The sequence below is a fragment of the Pseudomonas yangonensis genome (assembly GCF_009932725.1).
In the GTDB taxonomy this organism is placed as follows: Bacteria; Pseudomonadota; Gammaproteobacteria; order Pseudomonadales; family Pseudomonadaceae; genus Aquipseudomonas; species Aquipseudomonas yangonensis.
The window spans coordinates 1-26,170 of sequence record NZ_BLJU01000007.1 but is presented as its reverse complement, the minus strand read 5'-3'; the positions used below and the strand labels follow the sequence as shown (position 1 = coordinate 26,170).

The 26,170-nt window shown below is 64.2% G+C and carries 16 protein-coding genes; 14 read left to right on the top strand and 2 right to left on the bottom strand.

All coding sequences use genetic code 11. From position 1 onward, the window contains the following. Window positions 1–13 precede the first annotated feature (13 nt). The 3 genes from GYB81_RS11500 to tpx all read left to right on the top strand — a co-directional run bounded on the left by GYB81_RS11500 (window position 14) and on the right by tpx (window position 6,066). Complete coding sequence (locus GYB81_RS11500; RefSeq protein WP_161867821.1) at window positions 14–1,741, top strand: autotransporter assembly complex protein TamA; 1,728 nt, start codon at window positions 14–16, stop codon at window positions 1,739–1,741. Further along, entirely contained in the window at window positions 1,738–5,418 is a 3,681-nt protein-coding gene (locus GYB81_RS11495) for a translocation/assembly module TamB domain-containing protein (protein ID WP_161867822.1), read from the top strand. The genes GYB81_RS11500 and GYB81_RS11495 overlap by 4 nt, the downstream gene beginning before the upstream one ends. A gap of 147 nt (window positions 5,419–5,565) precedes the next feature. Then, window positions 5,566–6,066 carry a thiol peroxidase gene (gene tpx, locus GYB81_RS11490; RefSeq protein WP_161867823.1) on the top strand — a complete coding sequence of 167 codons (501 nt, stop codon included), beginning with the start codon at window positions 5,566–5,568 and terminating at the stop codon, window positions 6,064–6,066. 58 nt (window positions 6,067–6,124) lie between these two features. On the opposite strand, the gene GYB81_RS11485 is transcribed toward tpx, so the two are convergent. Beyond that, window positions 6,125–7,054, bottom strand: a complete 930-nt coding sequence (locus GYB81_RS11485; protein WP_161867824.1) for a LysR family transcriptional regulator — start codon at window positions 7,052–7,054, stop codon at window positions 6,125–6,127. A gap of 216 nt (window positions 7,055–7,270) precedes the next feature. On the opposite strand from GYB81_RS11485, the gene chvE reads away from it, so the two are divergent. The 10 genes from chvE to GYB81_RS11435 all read left to right on the top strand — a co-directional run bounded on the left by chvE (window position 7,271) and on the right by GYB81_RS11435 (window position 23,937). Next, entirely contained in the window at window positions 7,271–8,335 is a 1,065-nt protein-coding gene (gene chvE, locus GYB81_RS11480; protein WP_161867825.1) for a multiple monosaccharide ABC transporter substrate-binding protein, read from the top strand. Between the two features lie 105 nt (window positions 8,336–8,440). Then, entirely contained in the window at window positions 8,441–9,967 is a 1,527-nt protein-coding gene (mmsA, locus tag GYB81_RS11475) for a multiple monosaccharide ABC transporter ATP-binding protein (protein WP_161867826.1), read from the top strand. A 14-nt stretch (window positions 9,968–9,981) separates the two neighbouring features. Then, window positions 9,982–11,187, top strand: coding sequence for a multiple monosaccharide ABC transporter permease (gene mmsB, locus GYB81_RS11470; RefSeq protein ID WP_161867827.1), 1,206 nt, complete (start codon window positions 9,982–9,984; stop codon window positions 11,185–11,187). Between the two features lie 92 nt (window positions 11,188–11,279). Continuing rightward, window positions 11,280–12,062, top strand: coding sequence for an SDR family NAD(P)-dependent oxidoreductase (locus GYB81_RS11465; RefSeq protein ID WP_161867828.1), 783 nt, complete (start codon window positions 11,280–11,282; stop codon window positions 12,060–12,062). Then, complete coding sequence (gene araD, locus GYB81_RS11460; protein ID WP_161867829.1) at window positions 12,059–13,804, top strand: L-arabinonate dehydratase; 1,746 nt, start codon at window positions 12,059–12,061, stop codon at window positions 13,802–13,804. The genes GYB81_RS11465 and araD overlap by 4 nt, the downstream gene beginning before the upstream one ends. 57 nt (window positions 13,805–13,861) lie before the next feature. Then, a complete protein-coding gene (locus tag GYB81_RS11455; RefSeq protein WP_161867830.1) occupies window positions 13,862–14,749 on the top strand; it encodes an SMP-30/gluconolactonase/LRE family protein in 888 nt (295 codons plus the stop codon). Window positions 14,750–14,935: 186 nt separating this feature from the next. Then, window positions 14,936–16,159, top strand: coding sequence for an MdtA/MuxA family multidrug efflux RND transporter periplasmic adaptor subunit (locus tag GYB81_RS11450; RefSeq protein WP_161867831.1), 1,224 nt, complete (start codon window positions 14,936–14,938; stop codon window positions 16,157–16,159). Beyond that, window positions 16,156–19,248, top strand: coding sequence for an MdtB/MuxB family multidrug efflux RND transporter permease subunit (locus tag GYB81_RS11445; RefSeq protein WP_161867832.1), 3,093 nt, complete (start codon window positions 16,156–16,158; stop codon window positions 19,246–19,248). Before GYB81_RS11450 ends, GYB81_RS11445 begins: the two co-directional genes overlap by 4 nt. Window positions 19,249–19,354: 106 nt before the next feature. Continuing rightward, entirely contained in the window at window positions 19,355–22,459 is a 3,105-nt protein-coding gene (locus GYB81_RS11440) for a multidrug efflux RND transporter permease subunit (protein ID WP_161867833.1), read from the top strand. Continuing rightward, window positions 22,456–23,937: an efflux transporter outer membrane subunit gene (locus GYB81_RS11435; RefSeq protein ID WP_161867834.1), complete on the top strand. Its 1,482-nt coding sequence runs from the start codon at window positions 22,456–22,458 to the stop codon at window positions 23,935–23,937. Before GYB81_RS11440 ends, GYB81_RS11435 begins: the two co-directional genes overlap by 4 nt. Before the next feature lie 40 nt (window positions 23,938–23,977). Here the strand turns inward: GYB81_RS11435 and GYB81_RS11430 are convergent, their stop codons facing one another. Next, the gene (locus GYB81_RS11430; protein ID WP_161867835.1) at window positions 23,978–24,985 is read right to left on the bottom strand and encodes a TRAP transporter substrate-binding protein; all 1,008 of its coding nucleotides are present in this window, start codon (window positions 24,983–24,985) and stop codon (window positions 23,978–23,980) included. Window positions 24,986–25,293: 308 nt separating this feature from the next. Between GYB81_RS11430 and tam the strand changes: the two genes are divergently transcribed. After that, the gene (tam, locus tag GYB81_RS11425) at window positions 25,294–26,055 is read left to right on the top strand and encodes a trans-aconitate 2-methyltransferase (protein WP_161867836.1); all 762 of its coding nucleotides are present in this window, start codon (window positions 25,294–25,296) and stop codon (window positions 26,053–26,055) included. Window positions 26,056–26,170 lie beyond the last annotated feature (115 nt).

Below are 26,170 nucleotides of genomic sequence, written 5' to 3'. Positions count from 1 at the left end.
AGCATCCTTCGCCATGAGCGTATATGGATATTTTCAGCGCAGCCTGGCGCTGCTGCTGATCAGTACGGGCGCCTTGGCCGCCAGCGAGCTGGACGTACGGATCACCCCAAACAATTCGGCTCTCAAGGCCAATATCGAAGGTTACGTCGGCAGCCTCGATGGCCGTGATGTACAGTCGTTACGGCGTTTGCGGCGTATCGCCGAAAACGAGGCGGACAAGGCGGCTCAGGCCCTGGGGTATTACCAGGCGCGCATTCGCAGCCGTATCGAAGAGGGCGAAACACCGCGTCTGGTACTCGAAGTCGAGCCGGGCGAGCGTGTTCGCCTGCGCAACGTGGACATTCGCATCGAAGGGCCGGCCAGTGAGCTATCGGCCTTTCGTGTCCCCCAGGCCAGTCGCCTGCAGCCAGGCTCGGTGCTCAACCACGGGCGCTACGAGGATGCCAAGCGGCTGATTCAGAACCAGGCCTCGCGCTATGGCTTCTTCGATGGTCGTTTCACCCGCCAGCGTCTGCAGATCGATCCGGCAGCCGGGGTGGCTGACATCGAGCTGGTGTTCAGCAGTGGCCCGCGCTACAGCCTGGGGGATATCGCCTTCAGCGGTGATTTCCCGTTCGATGAAGAACTGCTGCTGCGCATGGTGCCGTTCGATCCCGACACACCTTACGACTCCGAGCTGATCGCCGAGCTGTACCAGGCGCTACAGTCCAGCGGCTATTTCGAATCCGTAAGGGTCGATGCCATTCCCACCCAGGCCGATCAGCTGCGCATTCCGGTTGCGGTGGCGCTGCAGGTGCGCGAGCCGCGCACCATGGGGCTGGGGCTGGGCTTTTCCACCGATGTCGGGCCGCGCCTGCGCGCCAACTGGACACGTCACTGGCGCAACCCGCAGGGGCACAGCTATGGGGTGGAAACCGAGCTGTCCGCGCCGCGGCAAAACGTCGGACTGTGGTACGACATTCCCGGTGATCCACCTTTGACCGACAAGCTGCGTCTGGCCGGTGGCTATCAATATGAAGAGCTGGCCAGCAAGGACAGCCTGAGTCGTCTGCTCACCCTTGGCCCGGAATGGCACAGCCAGCGTCCCGGTGGCTGGCAGCGCGTGCTGTCGGTGAAGTGGCAGCGCGAGGAATACCGGCTGGGCGACGATTCCGGACTGAGCACCTTGCTGATGCCGGGCGTCAGCTATTCGCTGCTGCGCAGTGACAATCGTCTCGATCCGAACCAGGGCTACCGCGTGCAGTTCGATCTGCGTGGCGCCGTCGACGGCGTGCTTTCCGATGCCAATGTGTTGCACGGCAACGTCATGCTCAAGGGGCTGACTACGGTGTTCGACAATCACCGTCTGCTCGGCCGCGTGCAGTTCGGCGGCACCGAAACCAACGGTTTTTCGGCGGTGCCGCCATCGCTGCGTTTCTTCGCCGGCGGCGATCAGAGCGTGCGCGGCTACGACTACCAGAGCCTGTCGCCGGAGAACAATCGCGGCGACAAGATCGGCGGCCGCTACCTGTTCGCCGCCAGTGCCGAGTATCAGTACAGCCTTACCGACAAGTGGCGCCTGGCGACCTTCATCGACCAGGGCAATTCCTTCAACTCGCTGGAGTTCCCCACCCTCAAGACCGGGGTCGGCTTCGGCGTACGCTGGGTTTCGCCGGTCGGTCCGCTGCGCCTGGATCTGGCCCATGCGCTGGATGATGACGGCGGCGTGCGTCTGCATTTCTCGATGGGGCCTGAACTATGATCCGGCGCCTGCTGAAATGGTTGGCTGCCGGTGTGCTCGGCCTGATACTGATGATTGGCGCCGCGCTATGGGCGATTCTCGGTACCCAGACGGGTAGCCGCTGGTTGCTGGCCCATGTGCCTGGCCTGCAGGTCGACAACTTCACGGGACGCCTGGGCGGTGCCTGGCAGGCCGATGCGCTGACCTGGCAGCAGGACGAGACGCATGTGGAGCTGCAGCAACTGGACATGGCCTGGTCGCCGTCCTGCCTGTTACGCCTGACGTTGTGCATTGACCGCCTGCATCTGCAACAGGCAGCGCTCGGTCTGCCGCCAAGCACTGAGGCCAGTGGTGAGCCGCTCAGCCTGCCGAGCCTGAACCTGCCGCTGCGCCTGCAACTGGGTGACATTCAGCTGGGTGAGTTGCGCGTGGATGGCCAGGCGCAGTTGAGCGATCTGCAGCTGATAGCAAGCTGGAACGAGCAGGGCGTCGGGCTGCAGCGCCTGGCCCTGCAACGTGATGACCTGCGCCTGGATGTCAGCGGCAGCCTGACTCCGCAAGGCGACTGGCCGCTGGCATTGAGTGGGCGCCTGCAATTACCGGAAGTCGACGGCAAACCCTGGCAGGTGGCGCTGCAGATCGGCGGCGAGCTGCAGCGCAGCCTGGAAATCGAAGCGGATAGCAGTGGTTATCTCGACGCACGCCTGCAAGGCAAGGTGCAGGCCCTGGCCGAGAATCTGCCGGCCGAGCTGCGCCTGACCAGCCGCGACTTCCAGGCCAGCAGCGCCTTGCCAGCGACCCTGCGCCTGCAGGATGTACAACTGCAGGCCAAAGGCGACCTGGCGGCCGGCTATCGCGTCGACGGCACAGCGAGCCTGCCCGCCGAGCAGGCGCCGATGCCGTTGCAACTCAAAGGGCGGGTCGATGCTGCCGGCGCGGATGTAGAACTGCTGCGTATCCAGGCCGAAACGCAGCATGTGCAGGTCGAGGGCAAGCTCGCCTGGAGCGAAGCGCTCACCATCGATGCGCAACTGGACTGGCTGGATTTTCCCTGGCAGCGCCTCTACCCGATGGACGAGCCGCCACCGGTGGCGCTGCATACCTTGCAGGCCGAAATCAGCTACAGCGAAGGCAACTACCTGGGTAACTTCGCCGCGCAACTGCAGGGGCCTGCGGGTGACTTCAGCCTGAGCAGCCCGATCAGTGGCGATCTTGGCCAGGTCAGCCTGCCGCAACTGCAGCTGATAGCCGGCCAGGGCCGGGCCGAAGGGGTGCTCAAGCTGGGGTTTGCCGAGGGCATCGAGTGGCAGGCCATGTTGCAGCTCAGCGCTCTGGACCCCGGTTACTGGCTGGCGGAAATGCCGGGCAATCTGGCCGGCCCGCTGAACACATCGGGTAGCTTCGACGCCGGTGCGCTGCAGGCGCAAGCCGATATCGACCTCAATGGCCGCCTGCGTGGCCAGCCGGCGCAGTTGCAGGTGCAGGGCGCAGGCAACGGAGAGCGGTGGCAGCTGGAGCGGTTGCTGGTACGCCTTGGCGACAATCGGGTCAGCGGCCAGGGTGCGCTGGATCAGCGCCTGCGCGGCCAGCTTGAGCTGGCCCTGCCGCGCCTGGGACAGCTCTGGCCCGGTTTGCAGGGCCAGGTGCAGGGGCAGCTTTCCCTGGCCGGGACCTTGCAGGCGCCGCAAGGCCAACTGGCGCTGACGGGCGAGCGCCTCGCGTTCGGCGACCCCAGCCTGCGTCGCCTGAAGCTGGACGCGATACTGGATGCTCGGCAGCAGGCGCGTATCGACCTGAATCTGCGCGGTATCCGTATCGGCGATACCTATCTCGGACGCCTGCAGGCCGAGGGGCGTGGCGACCAGCGGCGCCAGGCGCTGGATATCGACCTGCAAGGTCCGCTGCTGCAACTGGCGCTGGCCCTTGACGGTAACTTGAGCGAGCAGGGCGACTGGCGCGGGCGCATCGCCAGTGGCCGGGTGCAGAGTGGCGGGCAGGATTGGCAGCTGCAGCAGGCCGCGAGCCTGGAGCGCCTGGCCAGTGGCCGGCTCAACCTGGGCGCACATTGCTGGCAGTCTGGCGATGCCAGCCTGTGCGGTGGCCAGCAGCGGCTGATGCCGCAGCCCAGCCTGGACTGGCGCCTGGAGAACTTCCCGCTGGCCAGCCTGCAGCCCTGGCTGCCAGAGGATTTCGCCTGGCAGGGGCGCCTGAGTGGTCGGCTCAAGGTCGAGCTGCCCGACAGCGGCCCCAACGGCCAGGTCACGCTCGACGCCAGCGGCGGCAACCTGCGTATTCGCCAGCCGGATGACGAGCAGTGGCTGGATTTCCCCTACGACAGCCTGCGTCTGGACAGTACGCTGCGCCCGCAGCGTGTGGACAGTGAATTGCGCTTCGTCAGTGGGCGTCTGGGGGAGCTGGTGTTGCAGGCGCAGATCGACCCGCGTCCGGCGAACAAGCCGGTTAACGGCCAGTTTCGCCTGAGCAGCTTCGATCTTGCTGTGCTGCGACCCTTCGTGCCAATGGCGGAGAAGCTCGAGGGCACGCTGTTGGGCAGCGGCAGCATAGGCGGCCATCTCCTAGCACCGCAGATCAACGGTCAGCTGCGTTTGGAAGGCGGCGAGCTGTCCGGCAGCGAACTGCCGGTGAGCGTGGAGGGCTTGCAGCTGCAGGCGCTGATCGCGGGGGAGCAGGTGCAGCTCTCCGGGGACTGGCGCAGCGGCGAGCAGGGGCGAGGCAACCTGCGTGGCGAATTCAACTGGGCCGACGGCCTTACCGGCGACCTGTCGGTGCAGGGGCAGCGCCTGCCGGTGAAGGTCGAGCCTTATGCCGAGCTGGAAGTCGAGCCTGATCTGCAGTTGCAGCTGCGTGCCCGGAGTCTGGCGGTCAGTGGCAAGGTGGGCGTGCCGCGCGGACTGATCAGCGTACGTGAGCTGCCGCCATCGACAGTGAAGGTCTCGGGCGACGCGCGAGTGGTCGGTCGCGAAGTGCCCGAAGCCGAGCAGGGCCTGGGCATCGCCATGGATGTCGATGTCGAGGTGGGGCAGGACAAGCTGGCCTTCAGCGGCTTCGGTCTGACTGCGGATCTGCGCGGGCGTGTGCATATCGGTGATAACCTCGATACGCGCGGCGAGCTGGAACTGGCCAACGGTCGCTATCGCGCCTACGGTCAGCGCCTGACCATTCGCCGCGCGCGCCTGTTGTTCACCGGGCCCATCGATCAGCCGTTCCTTGATGTGGAGGCTATTCGCCGGGTCGACACGGTCGTCGCCGGGATTCGTCTGTCCGGCAATGCCGAGCAACCTACGACCACGGTGTTCGCCGAACCGGCCATGAGCCAGGAGCAGGCATTGTCCTATCTGGTACTGGGTCGACCCTTGGGGCAAAGCTCGGGCGATAACAACATGCTCGGCCAGGCTGCGCTGGCGCTCGGTCTGGCGGGCAGCAGTTCGCTCACCACCGGCTTGGCCAACAGCCTGGGCATTCAGGATTTCCAGCTCGACACCGAAGGCAGCGGCGTGACCACCAGCGTAGTGGCCAGCGGTAACATCACCGAGCGTCTTAGCCTGCGTTATGGCGTTGGGGTATTCGAGCCGGCCAATACCATTGCCCTGCGTTACGAACTGAGCCGGCGCCTGTATCTGGAAGCGGCCAGCGGGCTGGCCAGTTCGCTCGACCTGTTCTACCGGCGGGATTTCTGATGGCCGCCCGATCGTTCGCTAAATCCCTACTTGGCCCCGGGTGTATCGGCGCCGCTTCTGCGCTAGGCTGCACTCGTGGTCGGGCCGTGACCTGCCATTCTACGGGCCGTTGGCCCCTTCAACTCCCTGAACGATAAGGAAACTCCCATGGCGCAAGTCACTCTCAAAGGCAATCCGGTGCAGGTCGACGGTCAACTGCCGCAGGCCGGTCAACAGGCGCCGGCTTTCAGCCTGGTCGCCGGCGACCTGAGCGACGTCACCCTGGCCAGCCTGGCCGGCAAGCGCAAGGTGCTTAACATCTTCCCGAGCGTCGATACCCCGACTTGCGCCAGTTCCGTGCGCAAGTTCAATGCCGAAGCCAGCCAGTTGGACAACACCGTGGTGCTGTGCATTTCCGCCGATCTGCCGTTCGCCCAGGCACGTTTCTGTGGCGCCGAAGGTCTGGACAGCGTGGTCAACCTGTCCACCCTGCGCGGTGCCGACTTCCTCAAGAACTACGGCGTTGCCATCGCCAGCGGCCCGCTGACCGGCCTGGCTGCACGCGCCGTGGTGGTGCTGGACGAGCAGGACAAGGTACTGCACAGCGAGCTGGTTGGTGAAATCGCCCACGAACCGGACTACGCTGCGGCCCTGGCAGTACTCAAGTAAGTCGCCTGTCACACTCGGAAACGGCCTGCCTTGCGCAGGCCGTTTTCGTTTGTGCAGATCATTTGTTCAGCGCTGCAGTGACCAGCCGGCGCAAGCGATTGGCCACTGGCGACAGTTCACGCCCTTTGACCAGCAACAGGTAGTAGGGCGACATCTCGATGACCACGTTCAGCGGCAGCACCTTGAGCTTGGCGCCGACCTGATCGCCGAGCAGCAGGTCCGACACTTCGCTGGCGAGCGGCGCGATGGCCGACGACGACACCAGGATGGCGATCATCGCCAGCAGTGAAGTGGTGTTGGTGATGTTGGTCGGCAATGGTGCGCCAACGCTGAGAAAGGCGGTTTCCATCGCCTCGCGAATCGGCGTCCGGTGGCTCTGCATTACCCATTCGTAGGGTGATAGATCGTGGAGCGTCACCTGGTCGACGTTGGCCAGCGGGTGATCCTGACGCACGATCAGTTTCAGGGTTTCGGTGCGCGCCGGATAGATCTCGAAATCTGCCGGGTTGACGCCGCGGGGCAGGCGGGCCAGCACGAAGTCGTTCTTGCCGGCCGCCAGGTCGTGCACCAGTTCGTCGCTGGCGGCCACGTTGACATGCACGTCGGCGCGCGGCGACATCGCCTTGAGCTGGCGGATGGCGGGAATCACGAAGCCCACCGCCGCACCGGTCACGGCACCGACCGTGGTCATGCCGCCTTCGCCGCGCTTGAGCTCCTCGACGTCCTGGGCCAGGTCGCGCAGTTCCACCAGCATGTTGTGCGCGCGGCGGGCCAGGGCGCGGCCGATCAGCGTCGGTACCATACCCTTGGCATGACGTTCGAACAGCCGCGCGCCGAGGGTGTGTTCGATCTCAGCCAGCATGCGCGAGGCGGCAGGCTGGCTGACGGTCAGCTCGTCTGCGGCCAGGCCGAGCTGGCCGTGTTCGGCGATGGCCGCGATCAAGCGTAGTTGGGGAATCTTCAGGTGGCGGGCGATGCCGATGTCCATGGTGGCGCTCGTTATTGGGGTGAAGGCGGCGTGGAAGCGCCTGTTTGACGAACAACAACATACCAGCATTGGTATGTAACTGCGCAAAATACGAATTTGCTTGATATGGGGTGCGCTTCTATCGTCAGGGCTGCTTTGAGCTCTTCGTTGAACCAACAACAATAATCGCGAAGTCGCGCGCTCCTGAGTGCGCCAGGCGTCGCCAGGAGAAGCTGAATGAACGCAGTCCGTAAACTTGTGGCCGCCGTGGCCATGGGCGCCACCCTGATCAGTGCCGCTTCCGTCGGCGCGGCCGAAAAGGGCTTCGTCGGAATCGCCATGCCGACCAAGTCATCCTCTCGCTGGATCAATGATGGCGACAACATGGTCAAGCAGCTGGAAAAAGCCGGCTACAAGGCCGACCTGCAGTACGCCGAAGACGACATTCCCACACAGGTCTCGCAGATCGAGAACATGATGGTCAAGGGTGTCAACGTTCTGGTCATCGCCGCCATCGACGGCACCACCCTGACCAATGCCCTGGAAAACGCCAACGCCGCGGACATCAAGGTGATCGCCTATGACCGCCTGATCCGCGACAGCGAGTACGTCGACTACTACGCCACTTTCGACAACACCAAGGTCGGCGTGCTGCAGGCCGAATCTCTGCTCAAGGGCATGCAGGCGCGCGGCCCTGGCCCCTACAACGTCGAGCTGTTCGGCGGCTCGCCGGACGACAACAACGCCTACTTCTTCTATGACGGCGCCATGTCGGTGCTGCAGCCTTTGATCGACAAGGGCGAGATCAAGATCCTCTCCGGGCAGACCGGCATGGGCAAGGTCGGCACCCTGCGCTGGGACGGCGCCACCGCCCAGGCACGCATGGATAACCTGCTGTCCGCCAACTACACCAAGGAGCGCCTCGACGGCGTGCTGTCGCCCTACGACGGCATCTCCATCGGTGTGCTGTCGTCCCTGAAGGGCGTCGGTTACGGCTCCGGCGACATGCCGATGCCGATCGTCACTGGCCAGGATTCGGAAGTGCCGTCGGTGAAATCGATCCTCGCTGGCGAGCAGTATTCGACGATATTCAAGGACACCCGCCAGCTTGCCGAGGTGACCGTCGGCATGGTCAGGGCGCTGCTTGAGGGCAGCGAGCCGCAGATCAATGACACCAAGACCTACGACAACGGCAAGAAAGTGGTGCCGGCCTACCTGCTGCAGCCGGTCACGGTCGACAAGAGCAACTGGGAAAAGGTGCTGATCGACAGCGGTTATTACACCAGGAACCAGATCCAGTAAGCGTCCCTGCCGGCAGCGCGGCCCGCTGCCGGTCCCTTACCCCTTGTTTACCTGAGCATGGCGCGCGCGCTGCGGTTGGCGCGTGCCTAGCGGACGGATAAAACCATGCAGCAAGACATCATTCTGGAAATGCGCGGTATCACCAAGACGTTTCCGGGCGTGAAGGCGCTCGACAACGTCAACCTCAAGGTGCGTCGTGGCGAGATTCACGCGCTGTGCGGCGAGAATGGCGCCGGCAAGTCGACTCTGATGAAGGTGCTCAGCGGCGTCTATCCGCACGGCAGCTACGACGGCGAGATCATTTACGAAGGTAAGCCGCTGGCGTTCACCGGCATTCGTGACAGCGAGCGTGAAGGCATCATCATCATCCACCAGGAGCTGGCGCTCGTGCCGCTGCTGTCCATCGCCGAAAACCTGTTTCTCGGTAACGAAATCACCAGTGGCGGCGTGATCGACTGGCCCGAGGTGTACCGGCGCACCGAGGTGCTGCTGGGCAAGGTCGGCCTCGACGAGATCGCCACCACGCCGGTGGAGAAGCTCGGCGTGGGCAAGCAGCAACTGGTGGAAATCGCCAAGGCGCTGGCCAAGGACGTCAAGCTCCTGATCCTCGATGAGCCCACCGCGGCGCTGCAGGAAAACGACAGCCAGAAGCTGCTCGACCTGCTGCTGGAGTTCCGCGCCCAGGGCATTTCCTCGATCCTGATTTCCCACAAGCTCAATGAAGTCAGCCGCGTTGCCGACAGCATTACCGTGCTGCGCGACGGCGCCTCGGTGAGCAGCATGGACTGCCACACCGAAGCGGTCAGTGAAGAAACCATCATCCGCGGCATGGTCGGTCGCGATATGGAGAACCGCTACCCGGAGCGCACGCCGCAGATCGGCGAGACGCTGCTGGAAATCCGCGACTGGAACGTCTGGCACCCGGAGTCGGCTTCGCGGCAGATGATCCGCAACGTCAACCTGCGCGTTGCCGCCGGTGAGGTGGTCGGCATCGCCGGGCTGATGGGGGCAGGGCGCACCGAGCTGGCCATGAGCGTGTTCGGCAGGAGCTACGGGCGCAATATTTCCGGTTCCGTGCACCTGCGCGGCAAAGAGATCGACGTGTCGACCGTGCGCCGCGCGGTGGACAACGGCATCGCCTACGTCACCGAAGACCGCAAGTCCCTGGGACTGGTGCTCGACGAAAGCATCCAGTGCAACACCACCCTGGCCAACCTGCCGGGTGTCTCCAGCCACGGCGTGATCGACGAGCACGAAGAGCGCCGGGTTGCCGAGCAGTACCGCGAGGCCATGCACATCCGCACGCCGGGGGTATTCCAGAAGGTGCTCAACCTCTCGGGCGGTAATCAGCAGAAGGTGGTGCTCAGCAAATGGCTGTTCGCCAAGCCCGAAGTGCTGATTCTCGACGAGCCCACCCGCGGCATCGACGTGGGCGCCAAGTTCGAGATCTACAGCCTGATCAACCAGCTCGCCGCTGACGGCAAGGGCGTGATCATCATCTCGTCGGAGATGCCCGAGCTTTTGGGCATGTGCGACCGCATCTACGTAATGAACGAAGGCGCCTTCCTGGGCGAACTGGCACGTGAAGAGGCGAGCCAGGAAAAGATCATGTCGATGATCGTCAAGGCGTGAGCGAGGACAACGCAATGGAAACCAACACTCAAACCGCTCAAACCCAACACCTAGCGCGACCCTCGCTGTTGGGCCACATGAAGAGCCATATCCGCGACTACGGCATGCTGTTGACCCTGGTGGTCATCATGGGGCTGTTCGAGGTGCTCACCGATGGCACGCTGATGCGCCCGATCAACCTTACCAACCTGCTGCTGCAGAACAGCTACATCATCATCATGGCACTGGGCATGTTGCTGGTGATCGTCTCCGGGCACATCGACCTGTCGGTGGGCTCGGTGGTCGGCTTCGTCGGCGCTGCGGCGGCGGTGATGATGGTGCAGTGGGGCTGGTCGACCTCGGTGGTGGTGCCGGTTTGCCTGTTGATGGGCTGCCTGATCGGCGCAGCCCAGGGCTACTGGATCGCCTACTGGCAGATTCCCTCGTTCATCGTCACCCTGGCCGGCATGCTGGTGTTTCGCGGCCTGACCCTGGCGGTACTGGACGGTCAGTCCATCGGCCCTTTCTCCAGCAGTTTCCAGCTGATGAGCAACGGCTTCATCCCGGACATCTTCGGCGTCAAGCGGCCCAACGTGACCGCCATAGTGCTCGGTGTGTTCGCCGCTGCGATGATCATCTACCTGGCGCTGCGCGGGCGTCGGCGCGCCAAACGCTACGGCATCGTCGACGAGCCTGGGGTGTTCTTCGCGGTCAAGAACCTGCTGATCGCCGGCGCCATCGTCTACATCGCCTACCTGCTGGCCACCTACCGCGGTCTGCCGAACGTGCTGATCATCATGGCCCTGCTGATCAGCGCCTACACCTTCCTGACCAACCGCACCACGCTGGGCCGGCGCATCTACGCCATCGGCGGCAACGTCAAGGCGGCCAAGCTGTCGGGCATCAACACCGAGCGCCTGACCTTCTTCGCCTTCGTCAACATGGGCATGCTCGCGGCCCTGGCCGGCATGATCTTCGCCGCGCGGCTCAACACCGCGACGCCCAAGGCCGGCGTGTCGTTCGAGCTGGACGTGATCGCAGCGGTGTTCATCGGCGGCGCGTCGATGTCCGGCGGCGTCGGCAAGATCATCGGCGCGGTGATCGGTGCCCTGATCATGGGGGTAATGAACAACGGCATGTCGATTCTCGGCATCGGCATCGAATGGCAGCAGGTAATCAAGGGCCTGGTGCTGCTGGCCGCGGTGATCTTCGACGTTGTCAACAAGAGCAAGTCCCGTTAACGGACGCTGAGCCGCCATAGCCAACCATTTCCGCAGTACCGCTGGCGCCGGGCACAACCGGGCGCCGCGGGATGAACACGAGGTAGCAGGCCATGAACAGCCACAATCAACCTTCGGGCAAGGCGGTTTACGCCGACCTGGCCGGGCGCACCGTGCTGATTTCCGGTGGCGCCACCGGCATCGGCCGCGCGCTGGTCACGGCGTTCGCGCGGCAGGGCGCGCGTACCGCCTTCGTCGACATCGACGACAAGCATGGCATGGCCCTGGCGAGTGAGCTGACAGAAGCAGGGCATCAGGTACTTTTCCTGCGCTGCGACATCACCGACGTCAAGGCCTACCAGGCTGCCATTCACAAGGTCGCCGAGCAGTTCGGGCCAATTACCGTGCTGCTCAACAACGCCGCCAATGATGTACGCCACGCGCTGGATTCGATCAGCATGGAACGCTTCGACAATCTGATTGCCGTGAACCTGCGCCACGCCACCTTCGCCGCCCAGGCGGTGGTGCCGATGATGCGCCAGGCCGGCGGGGGCTCGATCATCAACTTCGGCTCGGTGGGCTGGATGATGGCCTCGGCCGGCTACCCGGTGTACGCGGCGAGCAAGGCCGCCACCCACGGGCTGACCCGTGGCCTGGCGCGGGATCTGGGTAAGGATCGCATCCGCGTCAACACCCTGGTGCCGGGCTGGGTGATGACCGAGAAGCAGTTGGCCATGTGGGTCGACGAAACGGCCAAGGAGCAGATTCGCCAGAACCAGTGCATGCCCGGCCAGCTCCTGCCCGAGCATATCGCCGACATGGCGCTGTTTCTGGCATCCGACGCGGCGGCCATGTGCACCGCGCAGAATTTCATCGTCGACGGAGGTTGGGTATGAGCACCTTCAAACCGGCAGCCTGGCCCCGCAAGCTGCGCTCCACCGAATGGTACGGTGGCGACTCGCGTGATCACATTTACCATCGCAGCTGGATGAAGAACCAGGGCCTGCCGGCCGACCTGTTCGACGGCCGCCCGGTGATCGGCATCTGCAACACCTGGTCGCAGCTCACGCCCTGCAATGCGCACCTGCGTGACCTGGCCGAGCGGGTCAAGCATGGCATCTACGAGGCCGGCGGCCTGCCGCTGGAATTTCCGGTGTTCTCGGCCGGCGAAAGTTCGCTGCGCCCGACCGCGATGATGTACCGCAATATGGCGGCGATGGACGTGGAGGAAGCGCTGCGCGCCAACCCGCTGGATGGTGTGGTGCTGCTGGCCGGTTGCGACAAGACCACCCCGGCGCTGCTGATGGGCGCCGCCAGCGTCGACATTCCGGCCATCGTGGTGTCCGGCGGGCCGATGCTCAACGGCTGGTTTCGTGGCGAGCGTGTCGGTTCCGGCACCGCGCTGTGGCAGATGTCCGAAGACATCAAGGCCGGCAAGATGAGCCGCGAAGACTTCCTCGAGGCCGAGCAGTCGATGTCGCGCTCGCCGGGCTCGTGCAACACCATGGGCACCGCCAGCACCATGGCCAGCATGGCCGAAGCGCTGGGCATGGCGCTGTCCGGCAACGCGGCGATTCCCGCGGTGGACAGTCGCCGCCGGGTGATGGCTCACCTGACCGGGAGACGCATCGTACAGATGGTCAAGGACGACCTGAAACCCTCCGACATCATGACCCGCCAGGCTTTCGAAAACGCCATCCGCGTCAACGGCAGCATCGGCGGCTCGACCAACGCGGTGATACACCTCTTGGCCATTGCCGGTCGCGTCGGCGTCGACCTGACCCTGGACGACTGGGACCGCCTCGGCCGGGACATCCCGACCATCGTCAACCTGATGCCCTCGGGCAAATATCTGATGGAAGAGTTCTTCTACGCCGGTGGCCTGCCGGTGGTGATCCGCATGCTTGGCGAAGGCGGCAAGCTGCACAAGGATGCGCTGACCGTGTCCGGAGAGACCATCTGGGAGGAGGTAAAGGGCGTACGCAACTGGAACGAAGACGTCATCCGCCCGGTCGATAAGGCACTGACCGCAAAGGGCGGGATCGCCGTGCTGCGCGGCAACCTGGCGCCGCGCGGTGCGGTGCTCAAGCCGTCGGCCGCATCAAAGCACCTGATGCAGCACCGGGGCCGCGCCGTGGTGTTCGAGGACATCGACGACTACAAGGCGAAGATCAACGACGAGAGCCTGGATATCGACGAAAACTGTGTGATGGTGCTGAAGAGTTGCGGCCCGCGTGGTTACCCGGGCATGGCTGAAGTGGGCAACATGGGCCTGCCGCCCAAGGTACTGCGCAAGGGCATCACCGACATGGTGCGTATTTCCGATGCGCGCATGTCCGGCACCGCCTATGGCACCGTGGTGCTGCACACCACGCCGGAAGCGGCGGCTGGCGGGCCGCTGGCGGTGGTGCGCAATGGCGACATGATAGAACTCGACGTGGAGGCGCGGCGCATTCACCTGGATATTCCCGAGGCCGAGCTGCGCCAGCGCCTGGCTGAGTGGCAGCCGAGCGTCAAACCGCCGGCCAGCGGTTACATAAAGCTGTTCCATGACCACGTGCAGGGCGCCGACAGCGGGGCGGACTTCGATTTTCTCAAGGGTTGCCGTGGCGCCGGTGTTCCCAAGGATAGCCATTAAGCAGGAGTTGGCCTGCCTGGCGGCTGCTCACCAGCACATTTGAGGAGGCACCTGGACATGACCGCTAATCCCCACGGCAGTAGCGCCGCGCGCATCGCCGATTCACGGGCCTGCACCCTGGGCGAGGGCGTGTTCTGGCACCCGCTGCGGGAGCAGTTGTTCTGGTTCGATATCCTTGGCAGGCGTCTGTTGAGCCGGCGCGATGGCCAGTCGCTGGAGTGGTCGCTGGATGAGCGTGCCTCCGCGGCTGGCTGGATCGACAACGACCGCCTGCTGATGGCCAGCGAAACGGCACTGTCGATCTTCGATTTGCGCAGCGGCGCGCGCGCGACGATCTGCGCCCTGGAGGCAGACAACCCGCTGACCCGCTCCAACGATGGACGCGCCGACCCCTGGGGCGGTTTCTGGATCGGCACCATGGGCCTCGAAGCCCAGCCCCGGGCTGGCGCCATCTATCGCTATTATCGGGGTGAGCTGCGTCGGCTGTTCGCCGATATCACCATCAGCAACGCCATCTGTTTCTCGCCGGATCGCCGCTTCGCCTACTTCGCCGATACCCATCGCCAGCAGATCTGGCGCCAGGCGCTGGACGAGCAGGATGGCTGGCCAAGCGGCGAGCTGCAGCCGTTCGTCGATTGTCGCGCGGCCGGTTTGAATCCCGATGGCGCCGTGGTCGACGCACAGGGACGGCTGTGGAACGCGCAATGGGGCGCTTCGCGGGTGGCCTGTTACGACAGCAATGGTCAGTTCCTGCAGGCCCTGGCTTTTCCCGCCTCACAGATATCCTGCCCGGCATTGGCAGGGCCCAACCTGTCGACGCTGTTCGTCACCTCCGCACGCGACGGTCTGGATAACGACCAGCTCGCCGCTGAACCCCACGCCGGCAAACTGTTTGCTGTGGAAGTATCGATCCGGGGGCAGGCCGAGCATCAGGTGATTCTCTAGGCCTTGGAAATACAAGGTAATACCTGCACAGTCGTCCCGAAACACTCGAGGTAGAGACGTTGTCAGCGTTCGCTTGGGCTTTTTTTCGTCTTGAATCACCTGTGGAGGTAAATAGCCGGTAAAGAGGCTTTGCTTCGTGCTGAGCAGTGCTTATCGTTCACGCTCCTTACACGAAGCGATTGGCTCATGTCCGAAGTAAAAACAACGCCCAGCACCCCATCTTCCAAACGTCAGTGGTTTATCGGTCTCCTTCTGCTGGCGTTGATCATCGTCCTGATCTGGTGGTTCTGGCCGAGCGAACCGCAGTCCCAACAGATGGGCCGTGGCCGCTTCGGTGACATGGGACCGGTGCCGGTTCGTGTGGCTGAAGTCGAGCAGGGCGAGTTCGCCATCGAGCTCAAGGCGCTCGGCACCGTGACCGCCTACAACACGGTCAATGTCCGCTCGCGGGTCGACGGCGAGCTGGTCAAGGTGCTGTTCGAGGAGGGGCAGCAGGTCAAGGCTGGCGATTTGCTCGCGGTGATCGACCCGCGCTCCTATCAGGTCGCGTTGCAGCAGGCGCAGGGCGCGCTGCAGGAGAATCAGGCGCAACTGAAGAACGCCGAGCTGGATCTGCAGCGCTACAAGGGGCTTTACGCTGAAGACAGCATCGCCAAGCAGACCCTCGACACCCAGCAGGCACTGGTCAATCAGTACCGGGGCAGCCTGCAGAGCAATCAGGCGGACGTCGCCACGGCCAAGCTGAACCTCGACTTCACCCAGATTCGCGCGCCCATCGCCGGTCGCCTCGGCCTGCGCCAGCTGGATATCGGTAACCTGGTCAGCAGCGGCGACACCACGCCGCTGGTGGTGATTACCCAGACCGATCCGATTTCGGTGGTGTTCACCATTCCCGAGGGCGATCTGCCTGCCGTGCTGCAGCGCCGCCGCGACGGCGCTACGCTGGCAGTCGAGGCCTGGGATCGTGGCGAACGCCTGAAACTGGCCGAGGGCGTGCTGGAAAGCCTGGATAACCAGATCGACACCACCACCGGCACGGTCAAGCTCAAGGCGCGCTTCGATAATGCCGAGCAGATGCTCTTCCCCAATCAGTTCGTCAACGTGCGCCTGCGTGTGAAAACCCATGAGGCGGCCACCATCATCCCCTCCGCTGCGGTGCAGTTCGGTACCCGCGGCACCTTCGTCTATGTGGTCGACGGTGATAACAAGGTGAACATCCGCCCGGTCACCGTCGTGGCCAGTGATGCCGAGCGCAGCATGGTTGACGAGGGCGTGCAACCTGGCCAGCGGCTGGTCACGGAAGGCACCGACCGTCTGCGCGACGGCAGCGAGGTGCAGGTAGTCGACCCGCAGGCCGCACAGAAGACCGGTGAGCAGGGCGACCAGACCGCACCGCGGAACGACGCATGAATATCTCCCGCCCCTTTATCCTGCGGCCGGTCGCCACCACGCTGTTGATGGTGGCGATCTTCCTCAGCGGTCTGATCGCCTACCGGCTGCTACCGGTATCGGCGCTGCCGGAGGTGGATTATCCGACTATCCGCGTGCTGACTCTCTATCCAGGCGCCAGCCCGGATGTGATGACCAGTGCGGTGACGGCGCCGCTGGAGCGCCAGTTCGGGCAGATGGCCGGGCTCAAGCAGATGTCCTCGACCAGCTCCGGTGGCGCCTCGGTGATCACCCTGCGCTTCAATCTGGATGTTTCCCTGGCAGTGGCCGAGCAGGAAGTGCAGGCGGCGATCAACGCGGCGAGCAACCTGCTACCGGGCGACCTGCCGGCACCGCCGGTGTACAACAAGGTCAATCCGGCCGATACGCCGGTGCTGACCCTGGCGGTGAGCTCGAAGACGCTGCCGCTGCCGCAGGTCAACGATCTGGTCGATACCCGCCTGGCGCAGAAGCTCGCGCAAACCAGCGGTGTCGGCCTGGTGACCCTGGCAGGCGGGCAACGTCCCGCCGTGCGCATTCGCGTCAACCCCGAGGCGCTGGCGTCCTATGGTCTGAGCCTGGCCGACGTGCGCAACCTGATCACCGCCAGCAACGTCAATCAGCCCAAGGGCAATTTCGATGGCCCCACGCGGGTTGCCCAGCTCGATGCCAACGACCAGCTGAAATCGGTCGATGAATACCGTGAGCTGATCTTGAGCTATCAGAACGGCGCGGCACTGCGCCTGAAGGATGTCGCCGAGATCATCGACGGCGCCGAGAACGAGCGGCTGGCCGCCTGGGCCAACCGCAACCAGGCGGTGCTGGTCAACGTGCAGCGCCAGCCGGGTGCCAACGTCATCGACGTGGTCGATCGTATCCAGACCCTGCTGCCGCACCTGACCGAAGGCCTGCCGGCCAGCGTCGAGGTCAAGGTGCTCACCGACCGTACGCAGACCATTCGTGCTGCCGTGCGCGATGTACAGCACGAGCTGCTGCTGGCCATCGCTCTGGTGGTGATGGTGACCTTCCTGTTCCTGCGCAAACTGTCGGCGACCATCATCCCCTCGATCGTCGTGCCGCTGTCGCTGATCGGCACCTTTGGCGTGATGTACCTGGCCGGCTTCACCATCAACAACCTGACGCTGATGGCGCTGACCATTGCCACCGGCTTCGTGGTCGACGACGCGATCGTCATGCTGGAGAACATTGCCCGTCATCTGGAGGAGGGCGAGACGCCGCTCAACGCCGCACTCAAGGGGGCGCGGCAGATTGGCTTCACCCTGGTCTCGCTGACCCTGTCGCTGATCGCGGTACTGATTCCGCTGCTGTTCATGGCCGATGTAGTCGGCCGCTTGTTCCGCGAGTTCGCCATCACCCTGGCGGTGGCCATCCTGATTTCCCTGGTGGTGTCGCTGACCCTGACGCCGATGATGTGCGCGCGCCTGCTCAAGGCGGAAAGACCCGAGAGCGAAGGGCGGTTCTACAAAGCTGCCGGCGGCTTCATCGATGCCATGATCGAGCGCTACGGTGTCGCTCTGCAATGGGTGCTCAGGCATCAGCCGCTGACGCTGCTGGTCGCCGTAGCCACGTTGGGCCTGACCGTGTTGTTGTACCTGGCGGTGCCCAAGGGTTTCTTTCCGGTGCAGGACACCGGCGTGATCCAGGGCATTTCCGAGGCGCCACAGTCGATTTCCTTCGCCGCCATGAGCGAACGTCAGCAGCGCCTGGCCGATGTGATCCTGCGTGATCCGGCGGTGGCCAGCCTGTCCTCGTCGATTGGTGTGGATGGCGACAACCCGACGCTCAACAGCGGCCGCCTGCTGATCAACCTGAAGACTCACGCCGAGCGCGACGTGACCGCCAGCGAGGTGATCGATCGCCTGCGCCCGGAGCTGGCGAAGATTCCCGGTATCGAACTGTACATGCAGCCGGTGCAGGACCTGACCATCGAGGATCGCATCAGCCGCACCCAGTTCCAGTTCACTCTGGAGTCGCCTGACAGCCAGTTGCTGGAAACCTGGACGCCGCGCCTGGTCGAAGCGCTGCGTGAGCAACCGGAGCTGACCGATGTGGCCAGCGACCTGCAGAACCGTGGCCTGCAGGTGTACCTGGATATCGACCGCGACGCTGCAGCGCGCCTTGGCATCAATGTCGGCAACATCGACGATGCGCTATATGACGCCTTTGGCCAGCGCCAGATCAGCACCATCTACACCCAGGCCAGCCAGTACCGCGTGGTGCTGGAAAGCCGCGATGGCGGGCGCATCGGCCTGGCCGCGCTGCGCCAGATCCACGTGGCCACCGGTGACGGCCAGCAGGTGCCGCTGTCATCCCTGGCGCACATCGAGGAGCGTCCGGCCAGCCTGCTGGTCAACCATATCGGCCAGTTCCCGGCAGTGACCCTGTCGTTCAACCTGGCACCGGGCGTGTCGTTGGGCGAGGCGGTCGAGGTCATTGAGCGGGTCGAGCAGGAAATCGGCTTGCCGTTGTCCATCAACACCCAGTTCCAGGGCGCTGCCGAGGCGTTCCGCGCCTCGCTGAGCTCCACGTTGCTGCTGATCCTGGCCGCCATCGTCACCATGTATATCGTGCTCGGCGTGCTCTACGAGAGTTACATCCACCCGATCACCATCCTCTCCACGCTGCCTTCGGCGGGCGTCGGTGCCTTGCTCGCGTTGCTGCTGACGGGGAATGATCTGGGGTTGATCGCCATCATCGGCATCATCCTGCTGATCGGTATCGTCAAGAAGAACGCCATCATGATGATCGACTTCGCCCTGGAGGCCGAGCGCAACCAGGGCATGGCACCGGAGGCGGCGATCTACCAGGCGGCGCTGCTGCGCTTCCGGCCAATCCTGATGACCACCCTGGCGGCATTGTTCGGCGCCATCCCGTTGATGCTCGCCTCGGGCTCGGGTGCCGAGCTGCGTCAGCCGCTGGGGCTGGTGATGGTCGGCGGCCTGCTGGTCAGCCAGGTGCTGACGCTGTTCACCACACCGGTGATCTACCTGTACTTCGATCGCCTGTCGCGGCGCTTTAGTGGTCGCAGTGCCGCGGGGGTGGCGGTATGACTCCGGCCCGTAGGAGCGGCCTTGGCCGCGAACAGGCCGGTGCAGAGGATTCGCGGCTGAATCCGCCCGTACAAGATTGGCGGAGCCTTGGCGGGACCAATCGTTCATGAACCTCTCCGCGCCCTTTATCCGCCGCCCGGTGGCCACGCTGCTGCTGAGCCTGGCGATCATGTTGCTCGGCGGCGTCAGCTTCGGCCTGCTGCCGGTATCGCCATTGCCGAACATGGACTTTCCGGTGATCACCGTGCAGGCCAACCTGCCTGGCGCCAGCCCGCAGATCATGGCCTCTACGGTGGCCACGCCGCTGGAGCGCTCGCTGGGCAGCATCGCCGGTGTCAACCAGATGAACAGCAGCAGCAGCCAGGGCAGCACGCGGATCATGGTCGAGTTCGATCTCGACAAGGACATCAACACCGCGGCCCGTGAAGTGCAGGCGGCGATCAATGCGGCGCGCGAGCTGCTGCCCAGCGGTATGCGCACCATGCCCAGCTACCGCAAGATCAACCCTTCGCAAGCCCCGATCATGGTCATCTCCTTGACCAGCGATACCCTGAACAAGGGCCAGCTGTACGACGTTGCCTCGACCATCCTGGCGCAGAAACTGTCGCAGGTCACCGGCGTTGGCGAAGTGCAGGTGGGCGGCAGCTCGCTGCCTGCTGTGCGGGTGGCGCTGGAGCCGCGCTTGCTCGACCAGTACGGCATCGCCCTGGACGAAGTGCGCCAGGCCATCGCTGCCAGTAATGCCTTGAAACCCAAGGGCGCGGTGGAAGACCCGCAGCGCCGCTGGCAGGTGCAGGCCAGCGATCAGTTGGCCAGGGCCGCCGATTACATGCCGATGATCATTCGCTACCAGAATGGCGCGGCGGTGCGTCTGGGCGATGTGGCGACCGTCACCGATGGCGTCGAAGATCGCTACAACAGCGGCTTCTACAACGACCAGGAAGCGGTGCTGCTGGTGATCAACCGGCAGAGCGGGGCGAACATTCTGCAGACCATCAGCGATATTCGCGCCGAGCTGCCGGCCTTGCGCGAGGTAATGCCGGCCAGCGTCAAGCTGGAAGTGGCCATGGACCGTTCGCCGGTGATCCGCGCCACCCTGCACGAGGCCGAGCAGACCCTGCTGATCGCCGTGGGCCTGGTCATCCTGGTGGTGCTGGCCTTCCTCGGCCGCTGGCGGGCGGCGCTGATTCCGGCGCTGGCGGTGCCGGTGTCGCTGATCGGTAGTTTCGCCGCCATGTACCTGCTGGGTTTCTCGCTGAACAACCTGTCGCTGATGGCGCTGATCATCGCCACCGGGCTGGTGGTGGACGACGCCATCGTGGTGCTGGAGAACATCGCCCGGCACATCCGCAATGGCGAGAATCCGCTGGAGGCGGCGCTCAAAGGCACGCGTGAAGTGGGTTTCACTCTGCTGTCGATGAACCTGTCGCTGGTCGCGGTGTTCATCTCCATCCTGTTCATGGGGGGCATCGTCGAGCGTCTGTTCCGGGAGTTCTCGCTGACCCTGGCGGTGGCAGTGGTGATTTCCCTGCTGGTGTCGCTGACCCTGACGCCGATGCTCTGCGCGCGCTGGCTCAAGGCCGAGGAAGAACAGTCGCGCAGCCGCCTGCAGCAGTGGGGCGACCGCGTGCAGGTGCGGGTGCTGGCCTTCTACGCGCGCAGCCTGGATTGGGCGCTGCGTCATTCGTTGCTGATGCTGTTGAGCTTCCTCGCCACCATCGCGCTGAACGTCTACCTGTTCGTCAGCGTGCCGAAAACCTTCATGCCGCAGCAGGATACCGGCCAGTTGATCGGCTTCATCCGCGGTGACGACGGTCTGTCGTTCCAGGTCATGCAGCCGAAGATGGAGATCTTCCGCAACGCGGTGCTGGCCGATCCGGCGGTGGAGAGTGTGGCCGGTTTCATCGGTGGCAGCGGAGGCATCAACAACGCCTTCATGATCGTACGTCTGAAGCCCATCGCCCAGCGTAGCGACTCTGCGCAGGACGTGATCAACCGTTTGCGCAACACGGTGCCCAAGGTGCCCGGTGGACGCATGTTCCTCATGCCGGATCAGGACCTGCAGATGGGCGGGCGCCAGGGCCGTAGTTCGGAAAACGAATACATGCTGCTGTCCGATGACCTCGACGCGCTGCGTACCTGGTTGCCGAGGGTACGCGAGGCGTTGCGCGCGCTGCCCGAGCTGACCGGTATCGATGCGCGGGAAACCGAGGGCGCGCAGCAGATTCGCCTGGTGGTGGATCGCGAGACGGCGCGCCGCCTGGGCGTGGACATGGACATGATCACGGCGGTGCTCAACAACGCCTTCAGCCAGCGTCAGGTGTCGACCATCTATCAGGCCCTGAATCAGTACAGGGTGGTGATGGAAATCAATCCCAAGTACGCCCAGCACCCTGAGGCGCTGGATCAGATCCAGCTGATCACCGACGATGGCGCGCGTGTACCGCTGTCGGCCTTTGCCCGCTGGGAGCGCAGCCTGGAGAACGATCGGATCAGCCACCAGGGCCAGTTCGCGGTGGAGAACATCGGTTTCTCCCTGGCCGAGGGCGTCAGCCTGGATCAGGCGACCCGCGCCATCGACGTGGCCATCGCCCAGCTCAACCTGCCGACCGAGGTGCAGGGTACGCTGGGTGGCACCGGCGCAGCCTTCCGCACCGCTCAGGACAACCAGCCGCTGATGATCCTGCTGGCGCTGGTGGTGGTGTACCTGGTATTGGGTGTGCTCTACGAAAGCTACGTGCACCCGCTGACCATTCTTTCGACCTTGCCGTCTGCCGGGGTTGGTGCCTTGCTCGCTTTGCAGCTGGTGGGCATGGAGTTCAGTCTGATCTCGCTGCTTGGCCTGTTCCTGCTGATCGGCATCGTCAAGAAGAACGCCATTCTTATGGTCGATCTCGCCCTGCAACTGGAGCGCGGCGAGCGCCTGAGCCCGCAGGAATCCATCCGTCAGGCCTGCCTGCTGCGTTTCCGCCCGATCATGATGACCACCCTGGCCGCGATTCTTGGCGCCTTGCCGCTGGTGCTGGGCAGCGCCGAGGGGTCGGAGATGCGCCAGCCGCTGGGTATCACCATCGTCGGCGGCCTGGTACTGAGCCAGATGCTGACCCTCTACACCACGCCTGTGGTCTATCTCTACTTCGACCGCCTGCGCCATCGCGTCAACCGCTGGCGCGGCGTACGTACCGATGCTTCATTGGAAAATCCGTTATGACCCGAGCTCCCTTCGCCCGAACACTCGTCTCCCTGCTGCTGGTTGGCGCACTGGGCGGCTGCGCCCTGGGGCCTGACTATCAGCGCCCCCAGCTGGTTGCGCCTGCGCAGTTCAAGCAGGTCGAGGGCTGGAAGAGTGCCGCACCGGCAGATGCCCTCGAGCGCGGCAACTGGTGGTCGCTGTATGGCGATGCCGAGCTCGATGCGCTGGTCGAGCGTCTGCAGGTTTCCAATCAGAACCTGGCCGCTGCCGAGGCCCAGTACCGCCAGGCACGCGCGCTGGTGCGCAGTGCACGGGCCAGCTTCTACCCGACGCTGTCCGGCAGCGCCGGGGTGACCCGGTCCGGGCAGGGCGGCGGTGACAGTACCATCCGTACCGCCGATGGCGTTACCGTCAGCGGTTCGGGGGCCTCGCGAATATCCAAGAGCTACGATCTGAGCCTGAATGCGGCCTGGGAGCTGGATATCTGGGGCAAGCTGCGCCGCGGCCTGGAGGCCAGTCGCGCCGAGTTCCAGGCCAGCGCCGCCGACCTGGCTGCGGTGCGCCTGAGCCTGCAGAGCGAACTGGTGCAGAACTACCTGCAACTGCGCATTCTCGATGAGCAGAGGCGGCTGCTGGATGCTACGGTCGACGCTTATGCACGCTCGCTGCGCCTGACCGAGAACCAGTACCGCGCCGGCATCGTGCCCAGGTCCGATGTGTCCCAGGCCACCACGCAGCTCAAGAGCACCCAGGCCCAGGCCATCGACCTGCAGTGGCAGCGCGCGCAGCTCGAACATGCCATTGCCGTGCTGGTGGGCGTGAGTCCGGCCGAACTGTCCATCGCGCCGCGCGAGAGCCTGCCGGCGCTGCCCGAGGTGCCGGTGGCGCTGCCTTCGCAGTTGCTCGAACGCCGCCCTGACGTTGCTGCCGCCGAGCGCCGGGTGATGGCGGCCAACGCGCAGATCGGTGTCGCCGAGGCAGCCTGGTTCCCCGATCTGACGATCTCGGCCAGCGGTGGTTACCGCGGCAGCAGCTTCGCCGACTGGATCGAGGTACCGAATCGTTTCTGGTCGCTGGGCCCGCAACTGGCCTTGACCCTCTTCGACGGTGGCGCACGGCGTGCGGAGCTGGAACGCAGCGAAGCCGCCTACGACCAGACGGTGGCGCAATACCGCCAGGCGGTGCTGGACAGCTTCCGTGAAGTGGAGGACTACCTGGTGCAGTTGCGCGTGCTGGAGCAGGAAAGTGACGTGCAGCAGGAAGCGCTGGACGCGGCGCGCGAATCGCTACGCCTGATCGAGAACCAGTATCGCGCCGGTACCGTCGATTTCAACAGTGTGGTCAACGTACAAGCTACTGCACTGAATAATGAGCGCAGCAATCTTACCTTGCTGGGCAGCCGTCTGACTGCCAGCGTCCAGTTGATCGCTGCGCTAGGCGGGGGCTGGCAGGTGGAGCAATTGCTCCAGCCAGAGCCGCAGCAGGCGACAGAGTGAAACAGTCGGCGTGGCGGTTTTCCGCCATGCCGGCTTCCGGTCAATTGCGCTGCTTGCGATTGACGGTTTGTGCTGCCTTGACCACGTCGCTGCCGATCACCGATTCGAATTGTTGCCACACCGGGCGCATGGCGTCACGCCAGGCTTCGCGCTCTTCGCTGCTGAGGGTGATCAACTGGCTGCGGCCCGAGTCGATGATGCGCTGGCGGTCGGCCTGATTGGCGGCTTCGGCCTGCTTGTTCACCGCGTAGGTGACTTCATCGATGATGGCTTCCAGCTCCACGCGCATCTGATGCGGAATGCCGTACCAGAAGCGTGAGTTGCTCACCAGCATGTAGTCCAGCACGCCATGGTTGGTTTCGCTGATGAAGGGCTGCACTTCGTGCAGTTTCTGGCTGTAGATGTTCGACCAGGGGTTTTCCGCGCCCTGTACCTGGCCACTCTGCAGCGCCTTGAAAACCTCCGCGAACGGCAGTTTCTGAGTGCTGGCGCCAACCTGGGCGAATTGCGCCTCCAGCACCGCCGACGGCTGGATGCGGAAACTCAGGCCGTTGGCATCGCCGGGGGTATGCAGGGCACGGGTAGCCGACAGCTGCTTCATGCCGTTGTGCCAATAGGCCAGGCCGACGATATTGTGATCCTCCATCGAGCGCAGCAGCTGGCGGCCCTTGGAGCGCTTCTGAAAGCGGTTGACCGCCTCGATGTCATCGAACAGGAAGGGCAGGTCGAACACCTGCAATTGCTTGGTGTATTGCTCGAACTTGGCCAGCGAAGGCGCCAGCAGCTGTACCTCGTTGTTGCGCAGCGCTTCCAGCTCGTTGGCGTCGCCGTAGAGGCTGGAGTTCGGATAGACCTCGACCTTCACCTTGCCGCCCAGGCGCTCCTCCACCAGTTGCTTGAACATCAGCGCCCCCTGACCCTTGGGGGTGCCGTCGGCGACTACGTGGGAGAACTTGATCAGGATAGGTTCATCGGCCAGTGCCGTGGCGGCACCGAAAGAGGCTAACGCCAGGGCGCAGGCGGCCAGGGCGCGGACTGGATTGAACATACTGCTTCCTTTTCTTCTTGTCGGTTGCGGTGCCTTGGCAGGCGCCTCGTGTTGGTCGCTCCGCTGTTCTGTTGGGGATAGGCAGCACCCCGGACAGCTCCGAGCTGGGTCTTGCATGGCAAGGGTTATGCCATTGTGGCGAATTTCCGCCAGCCTGCTTGGGTCGTTAAAAAGCATGTGATCTGGCGCACAGTGGGTGGCGGATAACCGCCATGTGCCAATTCTTGGGCGGCGGAAAGTTGCCGGCGTGCTGGCTGCTCGTAGTCGCCTGTTATTCTGTGCCGATCATCTGAACCCAGGAGTGCCCAATGAGTTGGTCTGCGCAGCAGTATTCCCGCTTCGAACGCCAGCGTACCCGTCCGGTGCATGACTTGCTGGCGGCGGTGCCTCGCGACGGTATCGAGCTGGCCGTGGATCTGGGTTGCGGCCCCGGAAATTCGACTGCCGTATTGCAGGCGCATGCGCCACAGGCGCAAGTGATCGGTATCGACAGCAGCGAAGACATGTTGCTTGCTGCGCGTGAGCGCCTGCCACAGGTCAGCTTCCGGTTGGCGGATATCCGGCACTGGCAGGCCGAACGCGCGCCGCAGCTGATCCTGGCCAACGCCTCGCTGCAATGGTTGCCCGATCACGCGCAGCTCTATCCGCGCTTGCTCGCTCAGTTGTCGCCCGGTGGCTGGTTGGCGATCCAGACGCCGGATAACCTGCATGAGCCGGCGCATCGTCTGGCCCGTGAAGTGGCGGCCGATGGGCCCTGGGCTGCACGTATCGCTCAGGTGCGTCATGCCGAGCGGCACAGTGCGCAGACCTATTACGACATCCTCGGCGCGCATGCCAGCGCGCTGGACATCTGGCGCACCACCTATTTCCATGTGCTGGACGATGCGGCAGCGGTGGTGGAGTGGTTCAAGTCGACTGCGCTGCTGCCGTTCCTGCAACCGCTGGAGGCTGAGCAGCAGCTGGCATTCCTGGCGCGTTACCAAGCGGCGGTAGCCGAGGCCTATCCGGCGCAAGCTGATGGTCGGGTACTGTTGCCGTTTCCACGGCTGTTCCTGGTTGCTCGGCGCTAGCGCAGCAAGCTGTCGCGGCTAAAGCCCCTCCCACAGGTTTGTGGCAACCGGTGGGAGGAGCTTTAGCCGCGATCCTTAAACGAAAAGCCCCGCATTCAGAGCGTGTGAAAACGCA

Excerpts from the sequence above, each read along its gene's own strand:
- GYB81_RS11435 (WP_161867834.1), top strand. The coding sequence starts at position 22,456 with ATGACCCGAGCTCCCTTCGCCCGAACACTCGTCTCCCTGCTGCTGGTT.
- GYB81_RS11430 (WP_161867835.1), bottom strand. The coding sequence starts at position 24,985 with ATGTTCAATCCAGTCCGCGCCCTGGCCGCCTGCGCCCTGGCGTTAGCC.
- GYB81_RS11495 (WP_161867822.1), top strand. The coding sequence starts at position 1,738 with ATGATCCGGCGCCTGCTGAAATGGTTGGCTGCCGGTGTGCTCGGCCTG.
- mmsB (WP_161867827.1), top strand. The coding sequence starts at position 9,982 with ATGGAAACCAACACTCAAACCGCTCAAACCCAACACCTAGCGCGACCC.
- araD (WP_161867829.1), top strand. The coding sequence starts at position 12,059 with ATGAGCACCTTCAAACCGGCAGCCTGGCCCCGCAAGCTGCGCTCCACC.
- GYB81_RS11440 (WP_161867833.1), top strand. The coding sequence starts at position 19,355 with ATGAACCTCTCCGCGCCCTTTATCCGCCGCCCGGTGGCCACGCTGCTG.
- GYB81_RS11450 (WP_161867831.1), top strand. The coding sequence starts at position 14,936 with ATGTCCGAAGTAAAAACAACGCCCAGCACCCCATCTTCCAAACGTCAG.
- GYB81_RS11455 (WP_161867830.1), top strand. The coding sequence starts at position 13,862 with ATGACCGCTAATCCCCACGGCAGTAGCGCCGCGCGCATCGCCGATTCA.
- mmsA (WP_161867826.1), top strand. The coding sequence starts at position 8,441 with ATGCAGCAAGACATCATTCTGGAAATGCGCGGTATCACCAAGACGTTT.
- chvE (WP_161867825.1), top strand. The coding sequence starts at position 7,271 with ATGAACGCAGTCCGTAAACTTGTGGCCGCCGTGGCCATGGGCGCCACC.
- tpx (WP_161867823.1), top strand. The coding sequence starts at position 5,566 with ATGGCGCAAGTCACTCTCAAAGGCAATCCGGTGCAGGTCGACGGTCAA.
- GYB81_RS11465 (WP_161867828.1), top strand. The coding sequence starts at position 11,280 with ATGAACAGCCACAATCAACCTTCGGGCAAGGCGGTTTACGCCGACCTG.
- GYB81_RS11445 (WP_161867832.1), top strand. The coding sequence starts at position 16,156 with ATGAATATCTCCCGCCCCTTTATCCTGCGGCCGGTCGCCACCACGCTG.
- GYB81_RS11485 (WP_161867824.1), bottom strand. The coding sequence starts at position 7,054 with ATGGACATCGGCATCGCCCGCCACCTGAAGATTCCCCAACTACGCTTG.
- tam (WP_161867836.1), top strand. The coding sequence starts at position 25,294 with ATGAGTTGGTCTGCGCAGCAGTATTCCCGCTTCGAACGCCAGCGTACC.
- GYB81_RS11500 (WP_161867821.1), top strand. The coding sequence starts at position 14 with ATGAGCGTATATGGATATTTTCAGCGCAGCCTGGCGCTGCTGCTGATC.